The sequence below is a fragment of the Sphingobium soli genome, from assembly GCF_020782245.1.
Taxonomy (GTDB): domain Bacteria; phylum Pseudomonadota; class Alphaproteobacteria; order Sphingomonadales; family Sphingomonadaceae; genus Sphingobium; species Sphingobium soli.
Window position 1 is genome coordinate 461,470 of sequence record NZ_JAJGNP010000001.1, and the last position, 15,046, is coordinate 476,515.

Sequence of the window (15,046 nt, forward strand, 5' to 3'; positions counted from 1 at the left end):
TCAGATGCGCCGGGCGATAGCACCGGCCGCCCAGCCCATCGCCACGGCAATAGCGATCGCGGTCAGACCATAGAGGAACGGCCAGTCTTCAGCGGCGACCGCCATGAACTGTTCGAAGCCCGATTTGCGCACAGTGATGTCGCGCACGGCGGCGGCGACGACGCGGCCATCCTGCACCAGAAATGTTTCGGCCGTATAGTCGCCGACGATGACGCGGGCAGACAGCGGCAGGCGCGCGCGGTAGAGAACGCCGTCCGTGATCTCCACCGTGCCCTGCCGCTCGACAAACAGCCCCGCCCGGTCTCGCAGATCGACGAGGCCAGCCTGAAAACGGTTCAGCTCCGCGCTGTCGTTAAGCGAGGACGGCGACAATTGCAGCTTGTCCACGCCCAGTTCGTAAATGGCGGCGGTGCGTTCATCGACGATCTGGCTGATCGGGCGTGAGGAGGCCATGGCATAGAAGCTGGGCGCGGATTCGAACCGGGCGCTGTCGGCATTGACCCATATGCCCGCCACCTTCTGCTTTTCGCGCATCTGGATCGACTGTTCGGGGCCTTTTAGAACCACGACGATGTCGGCCGGCTTGTCCGGGCGCACGCCGCCGGGATAGACGATCGCGCCAAACAGCAGCAGGTCAGCGCCGGTGAAGCTGTAGAGGATCTGCACTTCACGCTGCGACACGTCGGGCACCAGTTGCGGTTCGTCCGCACCGGTCAACAAGAGCAGGGCCGCGATCAGGGCGCTGGCGCGACGCAGCATCACCGCACCTCGATCGTGAAGATTTCGTCGGGCCGCCAGCCCAGGCCCAGCGCCATGCGCGCGGCCACCAGCAGCACGATGGCAGCCAGCAGGACGCGCAGATATTCGGGCCGCAGCTTCATCGACAGGCGGGTGCCGATCTGCGCGCCCGTGACGCTGCCGATCAGCAGCAGCATGGCCAGCACCAGGTCCACCGCCTTGGTCGTCATGGCGTGCATCATCGTGGTCGCCATGGTGACGAACAGGATCTGGAAGAGGGACGTGCCGACGACCGATTGCGTCGTCATGCCCAGCAGATACAGCATCGCGGGCACCAGGATGAAGCCGCCGCCCACCCCCAGCAACATCGTCAGGATGCCCGTCGCCATGCCCAGCAGAAAGGGTGCGAGCGGCGAGATATAGAGGCCCGAGCGATAGAAGCGCCAGCGCATGGGCAGGGCCGCGACGAGCGGATGGTGCCGCCGCTTGCTCGCCTGCGGCTTGCGGCCGGTCTTGAGCGCGATCAGCGCCTGAATCGATTCCTTGGCCATCAGGCCGCCGATTCCGCCCAGCATCAGCACATAGAGAATGCCGATGACGGTATCGATCTGGCCCAGGCTTTGCAGCAGGCGAAAGATGAACACGCCCATCCCCGCGCCGACGATGCCGCCTGCGATCAGCACCCCGCCCATGCGGAAATCGACCGTGCCGCGCGACATATGGGTGACGACGCCCGACACGCTGGCGCCCGTGACCTGCGAAGCCGCCGACGCCGCCGCGACCGTTGGCGGGATGCCGTAGAAAATCAGGAGAGGCGTGGTCAAAAACCCGCCACCCACGCCGAACATGCCGGACAACAGCCCAACCAGCCCGCCAAGGCCGATAATGACCAGCGCGTTCACGGATAGATTGGCAATGGGCAGGTAAAGATCCATGGCGGTTCAGGGCCTAATCGCAAAGCCGTTCGATAGAAAGGAGAGTTGCGCCGCCCCGATCAAAAATCCGTGGCCAGCGTGATGGCAAGGCCCGAGGGCGGTGCGGCATCGCCGGCAATGCGTTCACGCCATTCGATCGACAGGCGCGCGTTGGCGCGGGGCAGCGGCAGGCGCAGTTGCACTTCCGGGCCGATGTCGAGCCGGCTGACGCCCGGCTGCGCGCCGCCCGATATCGCGCCCCCGATCCGCAGCGCCCCCGCCTTCACTGGCGCCAGCAGCGCAATGCGCCCATCGACGAACCGGTCACCCCTGCGGAAGCCGACGACGCCCGCCTGCCCATAGCCTTCGGCGTAAAGTCCCGGCGCGATGTCCACCGGCCCAAAGCCGCCAGCACCCACGATCGCCATGGCGTTGCGGCCGCCCGAACCAAGCGCCACGCGCCGTTCGATGCCGATGCTGACCGGCAGGTCGGGCAGCGGGCGGACGGCAAGGCCGATTGCGGCTTCGGGTGCGGCAGGGTCTTGCAGCGCGGCCGTAGCCCTGGCGTAGAGCGCGGGTCGATGGGGCGAGGATGACGCAAGGGCATAGTCGATGCGCAGTCCGGCCTGTGATCCGCCGAGGCGCCCCACTGGCGCGGTCTGAACCGCGGACGCCTTGCCCGGCCGCACCAGCAGCCAGCCGCTCGCCTGCCAGCGATCAGGCGCGGATGGGACTTGTTTCGAAACAGGCGGCGGCGTTGCGAAGGGAATGGGCGATGGGCGCGCGCCCATATCCTGGCTGGCATAGTGCCGATTGGAAAAGGCGACCATTTGCCGGATGAAGTCCAGCATGTCGGTTGGCGCGCCGAAATTTCCCGACGGCTTCGTCGCGACGGTGACGGGCTGCACCATGACATTCGAGCCGCCGACTGATCGAGCGACGGGCCATAAGATTTGGACCGGCGGACGATCCATGCGCAATGGCACCGGCGCGACGGCGACGATGCGGTGTGGCGCATGTTGCGACGTCGCGACAGCAAGCGCGGTCGGTTCCACGGCAAAGTCCATCTGGGCCATCACGCGTAGCCCAATCCAGCCCAGCATCAGGACCGCGAGGAAGCGAAGCGGGCGGCCTGAACGGGCGCGGATCATGGGTCGGTCTTGAGGTCGGGAAAGCGATGCTGGGTCTTGTCCCAGCGTAGCGGCTGCCCGGCGAGCGACCTCAGATACAGGAATATGGCGCGGCGCGCGGCGAGGATACCGATATAATTGGCGATCAGCGTGCGCGGCACCGCGCCCAGTCCCGCGCGCAGGCCATAGGCGCGGGCGACGAACAGGAAGCGCATCGCCATGCGCCAGAGCATCAGGAACAGGTTGAACCAGAGCAGCCCCGTCAGCGCCGGGGACAAAGGCCGGGCAGGAAATGGAATGACGAGCGCCAGCAACGCCAGGGTCGCCCAGAGCACCAGCGTCAGATAGGCGGCAAACAGCACCAGCGCTGCCAGAACCGCGCGCCGATCGCGCAGGCGCATCCAGAATTCAGCCGGTCCGCCGCGCCAGCCCAGCCTGTCCCACCCGGCCAGTGCGATGCCGATCGTCCAGCGCGCCTTTTGCCGCACCGCCGCGTCGATGCTGTCGGGGAAAAATTCCCGCGTCGCGATGATATTGCCATAGGCGTCACGCATCCGCACGAAGGCGCTGCGGCCGCCCATGTCGCGAATGCGAAGCCCGGCCTCATAATCTTCCGTCAGCAAACCGGGATCGAACGGCCCGGTGGCTTCGTCGGATGCAAGCGCCGCCAGCATGTCCCGCTCGAAAGCGCAGGCGACCCCCGCCGATGGCACCGATGCCCCCAACGCTTCGCGCACGCTGAGCAATTTCCCATGGCTCTCGGCAAATTCGTCGCCATAATGGTCGGCAATCGCGCGCCGCCACCAGCCGCCCCGGCCCCGCAGTGGCAACACCGGCAACTGGACCAGATCAAACCGGTCGATCATGAAGTCGAACAGGCGAATCTCGTCGGCGTGCACGACGTCCTCCGCATCGTGCAATATGATCGCCTTGTAGCGAAAGTCGCCCTGTTCCTCCTCAGCCCGCATCGCGCGCCAGAGCAGGTTCAGGCAATCGGCCTTCGTGGTCGGACCCGCGCGATCATTGATGCACAGCGTCAACCAGGTGGCATCGCACGCCACGTTTGCCACTGCATCGATGGTCGCATCATCATTGGGGTAGACGCCTACAAAAATGCGATAGCGCGCTTCGCCCCAGCTGTCGCGGGCGTGATTCAGCATCGCGGCGATGACGTTCGATTCCTGCCATGCGGGCACGAAGACCGCGATTTTCCCGGGTCGTCGCGAATGCGGAAGCTCCGGGCCCGTCATGCGTTGGTGTCGAGCGTAAATGACGATGTCACGCCAGGCCTTGCGCCCGAAATAGAAGATGTCGATCAACAGATCGTTCAGGCCCCCGATCGCGAGCCCGACTGCCGCAAAGAGCAGGATTTCATGATGCACCGCGACAAGAAGCGCGGCCGTCCCTGCCCCCAAAGGCTTGACCCCCATGCCCAATCAGGGGAGAGGATGCCATCAGCCTTCCCGCTATCCAACCCCCTGCATGGCAAACAGAGGAATTATTCGCGCATGATCCAACGCCCATCATCGGCCCTGAGGAACTTTCTGACCGGAGAAGCCGGCGGCGCGGTCCTGCTCATCCTGGCTGCGGCGCTGGCCATGCTGCTCGCGAACCTGCCCGCCGCGGGGCATTTCTATCATGATCTGGTCCATGCGCAGGTCGGCCCCACGCTGACGCCCAAGCTTGGGCCGATGACGGTCCATCTGTGGATCAACGATGGGCTGATGGCGATTTTCTTTTTGGTCGTCGGGTTGGAAATCAAGCGCGAGTTTCTGGACGGCGGACTTTCCACCTGGGAACGGCGGCGCTTGCCCGTGCTCGCAGCGGTTGCCGGCATGGTGTTTCCCGCCATCGTCTATCTGGTCGTCACCGGCGGCGAGCCGGGGCTGACCAATGGATGGGCGATTCCGGCCGCGACCGACATCGCCTTTGCCATTGGCGTGCTCGCGCTGCTGGGCGACCGGGCGCCCGCATCGCTCAAGCTGTTCCTGACGGCGGTCGCTATTGTCGATGACATGGGTGCCGTCGCGATCATCGCACTGGTTTATACCCAGGGGCTGGACATGACCGCATTGGCGGGGGCCGCGGCGGTGCTGGCGGTGCTGTATGGCATGAACCGGGCCGGGGTGAAGGCGCTGACGCCCTATATGATCGGGTTCGCGCTGCTGTGGTATTTCACCCTGTTGTCGGGCGTGCACGCGACCGTCGCCGGCGTGCTGGCGGCGCTCACCATTCCGATCCGCTGCACGCCGGGCGCACCCGATGCGATCGACAGTCCGCTGCACCGGCTGGAACATGCGGTCCACCCCTGGAGCGCCTATCTCATCATCCCCCTGTTCGGGTTCGTGAACGCCGGGCTGGCGCTCAATGCGCAAATGTTCGCGCTGCTGCTGGAGCCGCTTCCGCTGGGCGTCGCGCTGGGCTTGTTCATCGGCAAGCAGCTTGGCATTTTTGGCGCGATCTGGGCCGCAGTGCGGTTCAACATCGCCGATTGCCCGTCCGGGGCCAATTGGGCGCAAATCTATGGTATGTCTCTGCTTTGCGGTATCGGCTTTACCATGAGCCTGTTCATCGGGGGCCTCGCCTTCCCAGGGCAGGCCATTTTGGTGGAAGAAGCCAAGGGCGGCATATTGATGGGATCACTGCTGTCGGCGCTGGTCGGTTTTGCGGTCCTGCGCTGGGCCGCGCCGGGCGAGCGACGGGCTGAAATCGCAGCCGGATAATCGGTTCGCGTAACCCTGGGATCATGCTATGATCCCCGGGCTGTCGCTTTTGCATCGACAGCCTTTTTCGACCAGACTCACGCAATCGGAGGAAGGCGATCATGAGCAGGGAAACAGATGTCAATTATCTGCTGCTGCGTCAGCAGATGTCGATGGCGCGGGCGCAATCCAGCCCGTCGAGACAAGGGCGCGCGGCCTATGAAGGGCTTGCGCGCGGCTATAGCGATCAGATCGACGCCTATCGCCGCACCAATGTCGAGATGGTCGAGCGCGCTCACTGACGCCAAGGCCGGCGGCGCGCCTCAGCGCCGCTCTATCAGGCGTTCGATCGCCAGCTTATGCGTGACATCGTCCCCGCATTCGCGCTCCAGCACCTGCCGGATGCGTTCCAGTTGCGCCTCGGTCAGATGTTCGATTCCAATGAAGTCGTTGCGGGCGCTGTCGATTGCGCGAATCAGTTCATCCAACTTTGCCTGAATGGCGGCGCCATCGCGGTTCTGGGCATTTTGGATCAGGAACACCATCAGGAAGGTGACGATGGTGGTGCCGGTGTTGATCACCAGCTGCCAAGTGTCCGAATAAGCGAAAACCGGACCGGTCACGAGCCAGACAAGGACGGTCAGCGTCGCCAGGATGAAGGCGGCCGGCTGGCCCGCCCAGCTGGCGATGCGGTGGGAAAGCGCGGCGAAAATCCTGTCCATGACCTCATGTCCTTTTGGGAGCACCGTTTAGGCTCCGTTCAACCAGGCGTTGCCATGACCGGGCGATGACCGCCACAGCCTTTCGCACCATGCGCGCCGCCCTTCTCCTGCTCCCTCTGCTTGCCGCCTGCACAAGCCTGTCGCCCGAATCGCGTTTGGCGGCCGGGCTGGAGGACGCAGGCCTGCCGAAGGATATGGCCCGGTGCATGGCCAAAAGGATGGCGTCCAAGTTGACCATCGCTCAATTGCAAAAGCTCCAGTCGCTTGGCACGCTCCGCAAGTCGCCAAGCGAACCGCTCACGATCGAGGAATTGGTGCACAAACTGCGCGCCATGGGCGATCCGCAGATCGTGGCCATATCGGCAAAAGCGACCTTTTCCTGCTCATTCTAGCGCGCGTTTCGCACCGTCGGAGTCAATCGAGCCATTTTCGTTTTGCAATTTTGCAAAGTGATTTTGCAAAATCTTCTGGCCGCTGGCTAGCGGCTGTGCTTACTCCCGACCCAACAGCTTGAAACGCAAAAGGACGGGCGAGCCCATGAATATTCACGAATATCAGGCCAAGGAATTGCTGGCGAAATATGGCGCACCGATCGCCGCCGGCTATCCCGCCTTCTCCGTCGAGGAAGCCGTCGAGGCCGCCAAGAAGCTGCCCGGGCCGCTTTATGTCGTGAAGTCGCAAATCCACGCTGGTGGCCGCGGCAAGGGCAAGTTCAAGGAACTGGCCGCCGAAGCGAAGGGCGGCGTCCGCCTCGCCTTCAACCTGGACGAGGTCAAGGCCCACGCGACCGACATGCTGGGCAATACGCTGGTCACGATCCAGACCGGCGAAGCGGGCAAGCAGGTCAACCGCCTCTACATCACCGATGGCGCCGACATCGCCAAGGAATTCTACCTTGCGCTGCTGGTCGATCGCGCCACCAGCCGCATCGCCTTCGTCGTGTCGACCGAAGGCGGCATGGACATTGAAGAGGTCGCCCATTCGACCCCTGAAAAAATCCACAGCTTCTCGGTCGATCCCGCCTCGGGCTTCCAGCCGCACCATGGCCGCGCCGTCGCCGCCGCGCTGGGCCTTACCGGCGATCAGGCGAAGCAGGCCGCCAAGGTCGCCTCTTCGCTCTATGCCGCGTTCCTCGACACCGATGCCGAGCAGATCGAGGTCAACCCGCTGGCGCTGACCGAACAGGGCAACCTGCTGGTGCTTGATGCCAAGGTCGGCTTCGACGGCAACGCCATGTTCCGTCACAAGGACATCGCCGAACTGCGCGACCTGACCGAAGAAGACGCGGCTGAAGTCGAAGCGTCGAAATATGACCTCGCCTACATCAAGCTGGATGGCAATATCGGCTGCATGGTGAACGGCGCGGGCCTTGCCATGGCGACGATGGACATCATCAAGCTGAACGGCGAATTCCCCGCCAACTTCCTGGACGTGGGCGGCGGCGCCACCACGGAGAAGGTGACGGCAGCCTTCAAGATCATCCTGAAGGACCCGGCGGTCAAGGGCATCCTGGTCAACATCTTCGGCGGCATCATGAAGTGCGACATCATTGCCAATGGCATTGTCGCCGCCGCCAAGGAAGTGAACCTGTCGGTTCCGCTGGTCGTTCGCCTGGAAGGCACCAATGTTCAGGAAGGCAAGGACATATTGGCCAATTCGGGTCTGCCGATCGTCCCGGCGGATGATCTGGGCGACGCGGCAAAGAAGATCGTGGCGGAAGTGAGGAAGGCGGCCTGATCGCTCTCCCCGCCTAGCCCCAGATACCCAACAGGGTGCGGGTGGTCCGGAAACGGACTGCCCGCGCCCGCGTTGGCATTTTTCATAAGGAGGATGTTGAAATGAAGATCCTTGTGCCCGTGAAACGGGTCATCGACTATAATGTGAAGCCGCGGGTCAAGGCGGATGGCACGGGCATCGACCTGGCCAACGTCAAGATGAGCATGAACCCGTTCGACGAAATCGCGGTCGAAGAAGCCATTCGCCTGAAGGAGAAGGGCGCGGCGAGCGAAGTGGTGGTGGTGTCGATCGGCGTCGCCAAGGCGCAGGAAACGCTGCGCACGGCCCTCGCCATGGGCGCTGACCGCGCGATCCTCATCCAGACCGACGATGAAGTCGAGCCGCTGGGCGTCGCCAAGCTGCTCGCCAAGGTGCAGGAGGAAGAAGGTGCCGGCCTCATCATCCTGGGCAAGCAGGCGATCGACGATGACAGCAACCAGACCGGCCAGATGCTCGCCGCGCTGCTTGGTCGGCCGCAGGGCACCTTCGCCAGCAAGGTCGAAGTGGAAGGCGATGCGGTCAGCGTCACGCGCGAAGTCGATGGCGGGCTGGAGACGGTGAAGCTGACCACCCCGGCCATCATCACCACCGACCTGCGCCTGAACGAGCCGCGCTATGCGTCGCTGCCCAATATCATGAAGGCCAAGTCCAAGCCGCTCGCGAACAAGACGCCTGCGGACTATGGCGTCGATATCAGCCCGCGCCTGGAAACGGTGTCGGTCGCGGAACCGGCCAAGCGCTCGGCCGGCGTCAAGGTGGCCGATGTCGATGAACTGGTCGCCAAGCTCAAGTCCATGGGAGTAGCCGCATGAAGACGCTGGTATGGGTTGAACATGAAGGCGGTGCGGTCAAGGACGCCACCTTGTCCGCTGTAACCGCCGCCGCCAAGCTGGGCGAAGTGCATCTGCTGGTCGCCGGCGAAAGCGTCGCCGGCGTGGCTGAGGCCGCCGCAAAGATCGCAGGCGTGGGCAAGGTCCATGTCGCCGATGACGCGGCGCTCGGCCATGCGCTGGCGGAAAATGTCGCACCGTTGGTGGTGCAGCTGATGGCCGATCATGATGCCTTCGTTGTGCCAGCGACCAGCAACGGCAAGAATATCGCGCCCCGCGTCGCGGCCTTGCTGGACGTCATGCAGATCAGCGACATATTGTCGGTTGAGGGCGAAGACACGTTCACGCGTCCGATCTACGCCGGCAACGCGATCGCCACGGTCAAGTCCAAGGACGTCAAGAAGGTCATCACCGTCCGCGGCACGGCCTTTGAAAAGGCTGCGTCGGAAGGCGGTTCGGGTACGGTTGAATCGGTCGCCTCTACCGGGGACGCGGGCCTGTCGTCCTTCGTCGGCGCCGAGATCGCCAAGCTGGAGCGGCCGGAGCTGACCAGCGCCAAGGTGATCGTATCGGGCGGCCGTGCGCTGAAGGACGGGGAAACGTTCGAGCAGCTGATCTTCCCGCTGGCCGACAAGCTGGGCGCGGCTGTCGGCGCGAGCCGCGCCGCCGTCGACGCGGGCTATGTTCCCAACGACTATCAGGTCGGGCAGACCGGCAAGATCGTCGCGCCGGAAGTCTATATCGCCGTGGGCATTTCCGGGGCGATCCAGCACTTGGCCGGCATGAAGGACAGCAAGACCATCATCGCCATCAACAAGGACGAGGACGCGCCGATTTTTCAGGTGGCGGACATCGGACTTGTCGGCGATCTGTTCAAGGTCGTGCCGGAGCTGACCGAAAAACTCTGACCGGATCGATGGGCAAGAAAAGGGGCGCGGAGAGTGATCTCCGCGCCCCTTTTTCACGTCATTTGCGAATAATCTAATTATTCGCAGTTGATGTCGTTCTTGTCGATGGCGCGGCCCGCCAGTGCGCCCCCGCCAGCACCCAGGATCGTGCCCAATGTCTTCGATCCGCCCGGAGCGATGACATTACCCAGCACGCCGCCGGCGAGCGCGCCAACGATGGTGCCGGTGGTGCCGTCATCCCGCTTGCAGTAGTAACGACCGTCGCGATCGCGATAAATCTGGTCATTGTTACCCAGACGACGGCGGTGATGGCGCGGCCCGCCATTATAATTGCCGGGTCGATCATAGCCGTAGCCGCGACCGTAATTGTCCGAGGCGCATGCACCGAGCGGCAGCATGGCGAACATCGCCATAGCAAGAATGGGTTTGCGCATATTGGTCTCCTTCTACCTAAACCTATGGCGGACCAACCCCGCAGAAACGATATGGTTGCTTGACGCTACTAGGCTGGATTTGAATAAAAAATAAGCCGCCCGTCACTGCCGTGAGAGGGGGAGTGCGGCAGCGGACGGGCGGCGACCGTCTGCGTCCTCGGGGGCAGGGACGCAGACGAAACTTTGAAAGGAAATGACGCGGCGCTTAGTTAGGCAGCGGCCGCGCAGCGCTGGTGGGGCTGACCATGGGAGCAGTGTCCGTGACAGCGCCATTTTGCGCGCGCTGTTCGTCCAGCTTCACCTTGGCTTCGCTAAAGCGGGTGCTGAGGTCGTTCTTGAACTCGGTCAGCTTGCCTTCGTCGTAGAGCTTCTTGCCAACATAGCCGGCAATGGCGCCGAAAATCAGGGTACGGATCATGATGTTCTCCTTCGCAACGCCGTTCGAGAGGCGTTTGACCCAATAACCTGTTGACCGCAGCCCGGTTCCAATCCGATGTGCAGAAACGACGGTCCTTGGCGGACGTGCGACGGACGGAGGGGCAAGGAGCAGATGTCGGCTTTCGATCTGGTATTCGCGGTATTCGGACTCTTGCTGGGTCTGGCCCTGTGCGAGGTGCTGGCGGGATTTGCGCGTGTTCTGAAGTTGAAGCGGGGCGCGCGGCCAGCGCGGATCGGCTGGCTCACGCCGCTGCTGGGCCTGTTCGTCATGCTGGACCTCACCAGCTTCTGGGGCCTGGCCTTCATGGCGCGCGACCAGATGGACGCGAGCTATCTGACGCTCGCCATCGTGCTGGCGATCACCGGCGGCTATTATCTGGTGGCGTCGCTGATCTTTCCCGACGACCCGGAAGACTGGCCGGACTTCGACCTGTGGTACGAACGCCAGAAGCACATGGTGATCGGCGGCCTGCTCAGCATCAATATCGTCACGATGATCGCCACAAGTATTCTGGACGCATTGCGGCCGGTGCCCCAAGCGCCGCCGGGGCCGGCGGGCGAGGTCGGCTTTCTGATCTATGGCCTGGGCGCGATGGCGCTTTTCATGCTGCTGATCGCACTGTTTTTTGTCAGGAACCGTCCATCGAATGTCGCGATGCTGGCGGCGCTGAACCTCATCTTGCTGGGGACGAGCATATTGGAGGATTTCATCTGATAGAGGCCGACCAGGTCTAGGCGGATAGCGCCATCCTGGCCACCGCCCCATGGACGCGATGGACGATCGCCTGTTTCCCGACAAAAGAACGGGCCGCCATCCGAAAAGGGATAGCGGCCCGCGCCTGTCTTTTAGCCATGGGCGGGCGTGGCGCGCCCCCCCGTCGCCGTGGGCCGTCCTATTCGGCCGCGATGCCCGCGGCCTTGAACATGTCGGGGCCTTCCTCATCGGCGTTGGCGGCAGCACTGCCCTTGACCTTCTGGCGACGGTCAAACGCATCCCATACATCGTTCCACTGGCCGCGCGTTGCCGCCTTGGAATATTCGGTCGAGCGGGTTTCGAAGAAATTGGCATGCTCCACGCCGTTCAGCAGCGGCGTGAGCCAGGGCAGCGGATGCTCGTCGATCATGTAGATGGGCTTCAATCCCAACTGCCCCAGCCGCCAGTCGGCGATATAGCGGACATATTTCTTGATGTCCTTGGGCGTCATGCCGGGCACCGGCCCCATTTCGAACACCAGGTCGACGAAGGCGTCCTCGATGCGGACCGTCTTCTGGCACATGTCCATGATGTCGTCCTTGACGCTGGCGGTCAGGCAATCGCGTTCCTTCACAAAAGCGTGGAACAGGCGCACGATCCCTTCGCAATGGAGCGTCTCATCGCGGACCGACCAGCTGACGATCTGACCCATGCCCTTCATTTTATTGAAGCGCGGGAAGTTCATCAGCATCGCAAAAGACGCGAACAGCTGCAAGCCTTCGGTAAAGCCGCCGAACATCGCCAGCGTCTTGGCAATGTCTTCATCCGTATCGACGCCGAACTGTTGCAGATAGTCGTGTTTGTCCTTCATCTCCTTATATTGCATGAAGGCGCTATATTCGCTTTCGGGCATGCCGATCGTGTCGAGCAGGTGCGAATAGGCGGCGATGTGGACCGTTTCCATGTTGCTGAACGCGGTCAGCATCATCTTCACTTCGGTCGGCTTGAACACGCGGCCATATTTTTCGTGATAGCAATCCTGCACTTCCACGTCCGCCTGGGTAAAGAAGCGGAAGATTTGCGTCAGCAAGTTGCGCTCATGGTCGGAGAGCTTCTGCGCCCAGTCGCGGCAATCCTCGCCCAGCGGCACTTCCTCGGGCAGCCAGTGCAGCTGCTGCTGGCGCTTCCAATATTCATAGGCCCAGGGATATTCGAAGGGCTTGTAGACCTTGGAGGCTTGGAGAAGAGGCATTTCGGGTTACTCCGGGGCGAATACGTTATCAGGAAAGGATCGTTGCAACCGGGCCAGAGGACGAACGTTGATGCGCCGTCCCCTCAGCAACAGGAGAGCAATGATGGTCGATTTGAGCCAGATCAAGGAACATGCAGAAGTCATCGGCGCCGACGGCGTCCATGTGGGCACCGTCGACCATGTCGAGGGCGACCGCATCAAGCTGACCAAGAAGGACAGCGGGGCGCAGGTCGAGGGTGCTACCGGAAGCCATGAAGGGCATCATCATTATATTTCAAAGGGCCTGATCGCGGAGGTCGAGAGCGACGGACGGGTGCGCCTGTCCGCCAATGCCGACGTCGCGGTGATGTTCGAAGAAGAAAAATGAGGCAGCCGGCGCGGCGGATCGCTCCGCTGCGCCGCTTGCTCCCCTATCACTGACAGGCGAGACATTCGTCATAATCCGTCGTCTCGGCGATTTCGAACCGGGGCGCATCGATGGTGTTGTCCGCTTCCACCCCGCCGGCAAAGCCTGCGCGCTGCACCGACTTGGACCGCAGATAATAAAGCGACTTGATGCCCAGTTCCCAGGCGCGGAAATGGAGCATCAGCAGATCCCATTTCTCCACGTCCGCCGGAATGAACAGGTTCAAGGACTGCGCCTGATCGATATAGGGCGTGCGGTCGGCGGCGAGTTCGAGCAGCCAGCGCTGGTCTATTTCGAAGCTGGTCTTGAACACATCCTTTTCTTCCTGAGTCAGGAAGTCGAGATGCTGGACCGAGCCGCCCTTTTCCAGGATCGAATTCCATACCGCGCTGCTGTCCTTCGCCTTGGCGACGAGCAGCTTTTCGAGATAGGGATTCTTGACGGCAAAGCTGCCCGACAGCGTCTTGTGCGTGTAGATGTTGGCCGGGATCGGCTCGATGCAGGCCGACGCGCCGCCGCAGATGATGCTGATCGACGCGGTCGGCGCGATCGCCATCTTGCAGGAAAAACGCTCCATCACGCCCTGGTCGGCTGCATCGGGGCACGGCCCACGCTCCTGCGCCAGCAGCATCGACGCCTCGTTCACCTTGGCATTGATTTGCTTGAAGATGCGCAGGTTCCACGACTTGGCCATCGCCCCTTCGAACGGAATGTTGCGCGCCTGGAGGAAGCTGTGGAAACCCATGACCCCCAGCCCGACCGAGCGTTCACGCATCGCACTATATTTGGCGCGCGCCATTTCCGGCGGCGCACGGTCGATATAGTCCTGCAACACATTGTCGAGGAAACGCATGATATCCTCGGCAAAGGTCGGATGATCCTTCCACTCATCCCAGGTTTCCAGATTCATCGAGGACAGGCAGCAGACCGCCGTGCGATCATTGCCGAGATGGTCGCGACCCGTCGGCAAGGTGATTTCCGAGCAGAGGTTGGAGGTCGAGACCTTCAGCCCCAGTTCGCGGTGATGCTTGGGCATCATCCGGTTCACGGTATCGTTGAAGACGATATAGGGCTCGCCGGTGGCGAGGCGCACTTCGACCAGCTTCTGGAACAGGGCGCGGGCATTCACCGTGCCGCGCACCGACTGGTCCTTGGGGCTGCGCAGGTTGAAGTCGGCGCCATCGCGCACCGCCTCCATGAACTCATCGGTCAGCAATACGCCATGATGGAGATTGAGCGCCTTGCGGTTGAAGTCACCGCTCGTCTTGCGGATTTCGAGGAACTCCTCGATCTCCGGGTGCGAAATGTCGAGATAGCAGGCGGCCGACCCACGGCGCAGCGACCCTTGGCTGATCGCCAGCGTCAGGCTGTCCATGACGCGCACGAACGGGATGATGCCGCTGGTCTTGCCGTTCAAACCGACCGGCTCGCCGATGCCGCGCACATTGCCCCAATAAGTGCCGATGCCGCCGCCACGCGAAGCGAGCCAGACATTCTCGTTCCAGGTGTTGACGATGCCCTCCAGGCTGTCGTCCACCGAGTTCAGATAGCAGCTGATCGGCAGGCCGCGCCCGGTGCCGCCATTGGACAGAACGGGAGTCGCGGGCATGAACCAGAGCTTGGAGATATAATCATAGACGCGCTGGGCGTGGTCCGCATCGTCGGAATAAGCGGCGGCGACGCGCGCGAACAGATCCTGATAGGATTCGCCGGGCAGCAGATAGCGGTCGTTCAGCGTCTCCTTGCCAAATTCCGTCAGCAACGCGTCGCGCGATGCGTCGGTCACGACGGGAAAACGGCGCGCCAATACGGTCGAAGACGACAGCGGCTCGGACGCCTCATTTGACGTCGCCACCGCTTCGCTCATCTTCTCCAAAACTTCGTCCATTACCGTCGCCACGTCGCCTGTCCCTGCCTGTCCACTATCGCGAAAATCCATCTGCGAGTCCCCGATGTTCCTGTTTCGTTCGATTCGGTCAAGCGCGATTGCGGCAAAGCGCGTCTCGGCATCGACCGGTCCACAGGGGCACGGAAATGGGCCAACTTATCGGATCGCCAGGCCTTCAAACGGCCCACCTCCCAGATAGGCATCCAGGAGGGCG

At 62.7% G+C, this 15,046-nt stretch carries 17 protein-coding genes; 8 read left to right on the forward strand and 9 right to left on the reverse strand.

Annotated features, from left to right (window positions below; genetic code table 11):
- Genes LL253_RS02190 through LL253_RS02205 form a run of 4 tightly spaced genes read right to left on the reverse strand, consistent with a single transcriptional unit; the run spans position 1 to position 4,212 of the window.
- Positions 1–759, reverse strand: coding sequence for a TIGR02186 family protein (locus tag LL253_RS02190; RefSeq protein ID WP_228220602.1), 759 nt, complete (start codon positions 757–759; stop codon positions 1–3).
- Complete coding sequence (locus LL253_RS02195) at positions 759–1,673, reverse strand: sulfite exporter TauE/SafE family protein (protein WP_009822618.1); 915 nt, start codon at positions 1,671–1,673, stop codon at positions 759–761. Before LL253_RS02195 ends, LL253_RS02190 begins: the two co-directional genes overlap by 1 nt.
- A 59-nt stretch (positions 1,674–1,732) precedes the next feature.
- Entirely contained in the window at positions 1,733–2,803 is a 1,071-nt protein-coding gene (locus LL253_RS02200) for a flagellar biosynthesis protein FlhF (protein ID WP_009822619.1), read from the reverse strand.
- Positions 2,800–4,212, reverse strand: coding sequence for a glycosyl transferase family protein (locus LL253_RS02205; protein WP_228226017.1), 1,413 nt, complete (start codon positions 4,210–4,212; stop codon positions 2,800–2,802). Before LL253_RS02205 ends, LL253_RS02200 begins: the two co-directional genes overlap by 4 nt.
- A gap of 78 nt (positions 4,213–4,290) precedes the next feature.
- Here LL253_RS02205 and nhaA point away from each other — a divergent pair, with 78 nt between their 5' ends.
- Complete coding sequence (gene nhaA / locus LL253_RS02210; protein WP_228226018.1) at positions 4,291–5,505, forward strand: Na+/H+ antiporter NhaA; 1,215 nt, start codon at positions 4,291–4,293, stop codon at positions 5,503–5,505.
- A gap of 101 nt (positions 5,506–5,606) precedes the next feature.
- A complete protein-coding gene (locus tag LL253_RS02215) occupies positions 5,607–5,786 on the forward strand; it encodes a hypothetical protein (RefSeq protein WP_228226019.1) in 180 nt (59 codons plus the stop codon).
- A gap of 21 nt (positions 5,787–5,807) precedes the next feature.
- Here the strand turns inward: LL253_RS02215 and LL253_RS02220 are convergent, their stop codons facing one another.
- The gene (locus LL253_RS02220) at positions 5,808–6,206 is read right to left on the reverse strand and encodes a low affinity iron permease family protein (protein ID WP_009822623.1); all 399 of its coding nucleotides are present in this window, start codon (positions 6,204–6,206) and stop codon (positions 5,808–5,810) included.
- A 65-nt stretch (positions 6,207–6,271) separates the two neighbouring features.
- On the opposite strand from LL253_RS02220, the gene LL253_RS02225 reads away from it, so the two are divergent.
- The 4 genes from LL253_RS02225 (at position 6,272) to LL253_RS02240 (ending at position 9,720) form a co-directional block, all read left to right on the forward strand.
- The gene (locus LL253_RS02225) at positions 6,272–6,598 is read left to right on the forward strand and encodes a hypothetical protein (RefSeq protein ID WP_228226020.1); all 327 of its coding nucleotides are present in this window, start codon (positions 6,272–6,274) and stop codon (positions 6,596–6,598) included.
- A 145-nt stretch (positions 6,599–6,743) separates the two neighbouring features.
- Positions 6,744–7,943 (forward strand): ADP-forming succinate--CoA ligase subunit beta, encoded by a 1,200-nt coding sequence (sucC, locus tag LL253_RS02230; protein ID WP_228226021.1) that lies wholly within the window; start codon positions 6,744–6,746, stop codon positions 7,941–7,943.
- 101 nt (positions 7,944–8,044) lie between these two features.
- Complete coding sequence (locus LL253_RS02235; RefSeq protein WP_228226022.1) at positions 8,045–8,794, forward strand: electron transfer flavoprotein subunit beta/FixA family protein; 750 nt, start codon at positions 8,045–8,047, stop codon at positions 8,792–8,794.
- On the forward strand, positions 8,791–9,720 hold the full coding sequence (locus tag LL253_RS02240; RefSeq protein ID WP_228220596.1) for an electron transfer flavoprotein subunit alpha/FixB family protein: 930 nt from the start codon (positions 8,791–8,793) through the stop codon (positions 9,718–9,720). The genes LL253_RS02235 and LL253_RS02240 overlap by 4 nt, the downstream gene beginning before the upstream one ends.
- Before the next feature lie 77 nt (positions 9,721–9,797).
- On the opposite strand, the gene LL253_RS02245 is transcribed toward LL253_RS02240, so the two are convergent.
- Positions 9,798–10,154: a glycine zipper 2TM domain-containing protein gene (locus tag LL253_RS02245; RefSeq protein WP_037543048.1), complete on the reverse strand. Its 357-nt coding sequence runs from the start codon at positions 10,152–10,154 to the stop codon at positions 9,798–9,800.
- Positions 10,155–10,359: 205 nt separating this feature from the next.
- A complete protein-coding gene (locus LL253_RS02250; RefSeq protein WP_228226023.1) occupies positions 10,360–10,572 on the reverse strand; it encodes a hypothetical protein in 213 nt (70 codons plus the stop codon).
- A 132-nt stretch (positions 10,573–10,704) separates the two neighbouring features.
- On the opposite strand from LL253_RS02250, the gene LL253_RS02255 reads away from it, so the two are divergent.
- Positions 10,705–11,307: a hypothetical protein gene (locus LL253_RS02255; protein WP_009822630.1), complete on the forward strand. Its 603-nt coding sequence runs from the start codon at positions 10,705–10,707 to the stop codon at positions 11,305–11,307.
- Between the two features lie 178 nt (positions 11,308–11,485).
- Here LL253_RS02255 and LL253_RS02260 read toward each other — a convergent pair whose 3' ends face one another.
- Positions 11,486–12,538 (reverse strand): ribonucleotide-diphosphate reductase subunit beta, encoded by a 1,053-nt coding sequence (locus tag LL253_RS02260; protein ID WP_009822631.1) that lies wholly within the window; start codon positions 12,536–12,538, stop codon positions 11,486–11,488.
- Between the two features lie 103 nt (positions 12,539–12,641).
- Between LL253_RS02260 and LL253_RS02265 the strand changes: the two genes are divergently transcribed.
- Positions 12,642–12,905, forward strand: a complete 264-nt coding sequence (locus tag LL253_RS02265; protein WP_228226102.1) for a DUF2171 domain-containing protein — start codon at positions 12,642–12,644, stop codon at positions 12,903–12,905.
- Between the two features lie 46 nt (positions 12,906–12,951).
- Here the strand turns inward: LL253_RS02265 and LL253_RS02270 are convergent, their stop codons facing one another.
- Positions 12,952–14,832, reverse strand: coding sequence for a ribonucleoside-diphosphate reductase subunit alpha (locus tag LL253_RS02270; RefSeq protein ID WP_228226103.1), 1,881 nt, complete (start codon positions 14,830–14,832; stop codon positions 12,952–12,954).
- Positions 14,833–15,046 lie beyond the last annotated feature (214 nt).

Coding starts and splice junctions, on each gene's coding strand:
- LL253_RS02190 (WP_228220602.1), bottom strand. CDS start 759: ATGCTGCGTCGCGCCAGCGCCCTGATCGCGGCCCTGCTCTTGTTGACC.
- LL253_RS02195 (WP_009822618.1), bottom strand. CDS start 1,673: ATGGATCTTTACCTGCCCATTGCCAATCTATCCGTGAACGCGCTGGTC.
- LL253_RS02200 (WP_009822619.1), bottom strand. CDS start 2,803: ATGATCCGCGCCCGTTCAGGCCGCCCGCTTCGCTTCCTCGCGGTCCTG.
- LL253_RS02205 (WP_228226017.1), bottom strand. CDS start 4,212: ATGGGGGTCAAGCCTTTGGGGGCAGGGACGGCCGCGCTTCTTGTCGCG.
- nhaA (WP_228226018.1), top strand. CDS start 4,291: ATGATCCAACGCCCATCATCGGCCCTGAGGAACTTTCTGACCGGAGAA.
- LL253_RS02215 (WP_228226019.1), top strand. CDS start 5,607: ATGAGCAGGGAAACAGATGTCAATTATCTGCTGCTGCGTCAGCAGATG.
- LL253_RS02220 (WP_009822623.1), bottom strand. CDS start 6,206: ATGGACAGGATTTTCGCCGCGCTTTCCCACCGCATCGCCAGCTGGGCG.
- LL253_RS02225 (WP_228226020.1), top strand. CDS start 6,272: ATGACCGCCACAGCCTTTCGCACCATGCGCGCCGCCCTTCTCCTGCTC.
- sucC (WP_228226021.1), top strand. CDS start 6,744: ATGAATATTCACGAATATCAGGCCAAGGAATTGCTGGCGAAATATGGC.
- LL253_RS02235 (WP_228226022.1), top strand. CDS start 8,045: ATGAAGATCCTTGTGCCCGTGAAACGGGTCATCGACTATAATGTGAAG.
- LL253_RS02240 (WP_228220596.1), top strand. CDS start 8,791: ATGAAGACGCTGGTATGGGTTGAACATGAAGGCGGTGCGGTCAAGGAC.
- LL253_RS02245 (WP_037543048.1), bottom strand. CDS start 10,154: ATGCGCAAACCCATTCTTGCTATGGCGATGTTCGCCATGCTGCCGCTC.
- LL253_RS02250 (WP_228226023.1), bottom strand. CDS start 10,572: ATGATCCGTACCCTGATTTTCGGCGCCATTGCCGGCTATGTTGGCAAG.
- LL253_RS02255 (WP_009822630.1), top strand. CDS start 10,705: ATGTCGGCTTTCGATCTGGTATTCGCGGTATTCGGACTCTTGCTGGGT.
- LL253_RS02260 (WP_009822631.1), bottom strand. CDS start 12,538: ATGCCTCTTCTCCAAGCCTCCAAGGTCTACAAGCCCTTCGAATATCCC.
- LL253_RS02265 (WP_228226102.1), top strand. CDS start 12,642: ATGGTCGATTTGAGCCAGATCAAGGAACATGCAGAAGTCATCGGCGCC.
- LL253_RS02270 (WP_228226103.1), bottom strand. CDS start 14,832: ATGGACGAAGTTTTGGAGAAGATGAGCGAAGCGGTGGCGACGTCAAAT.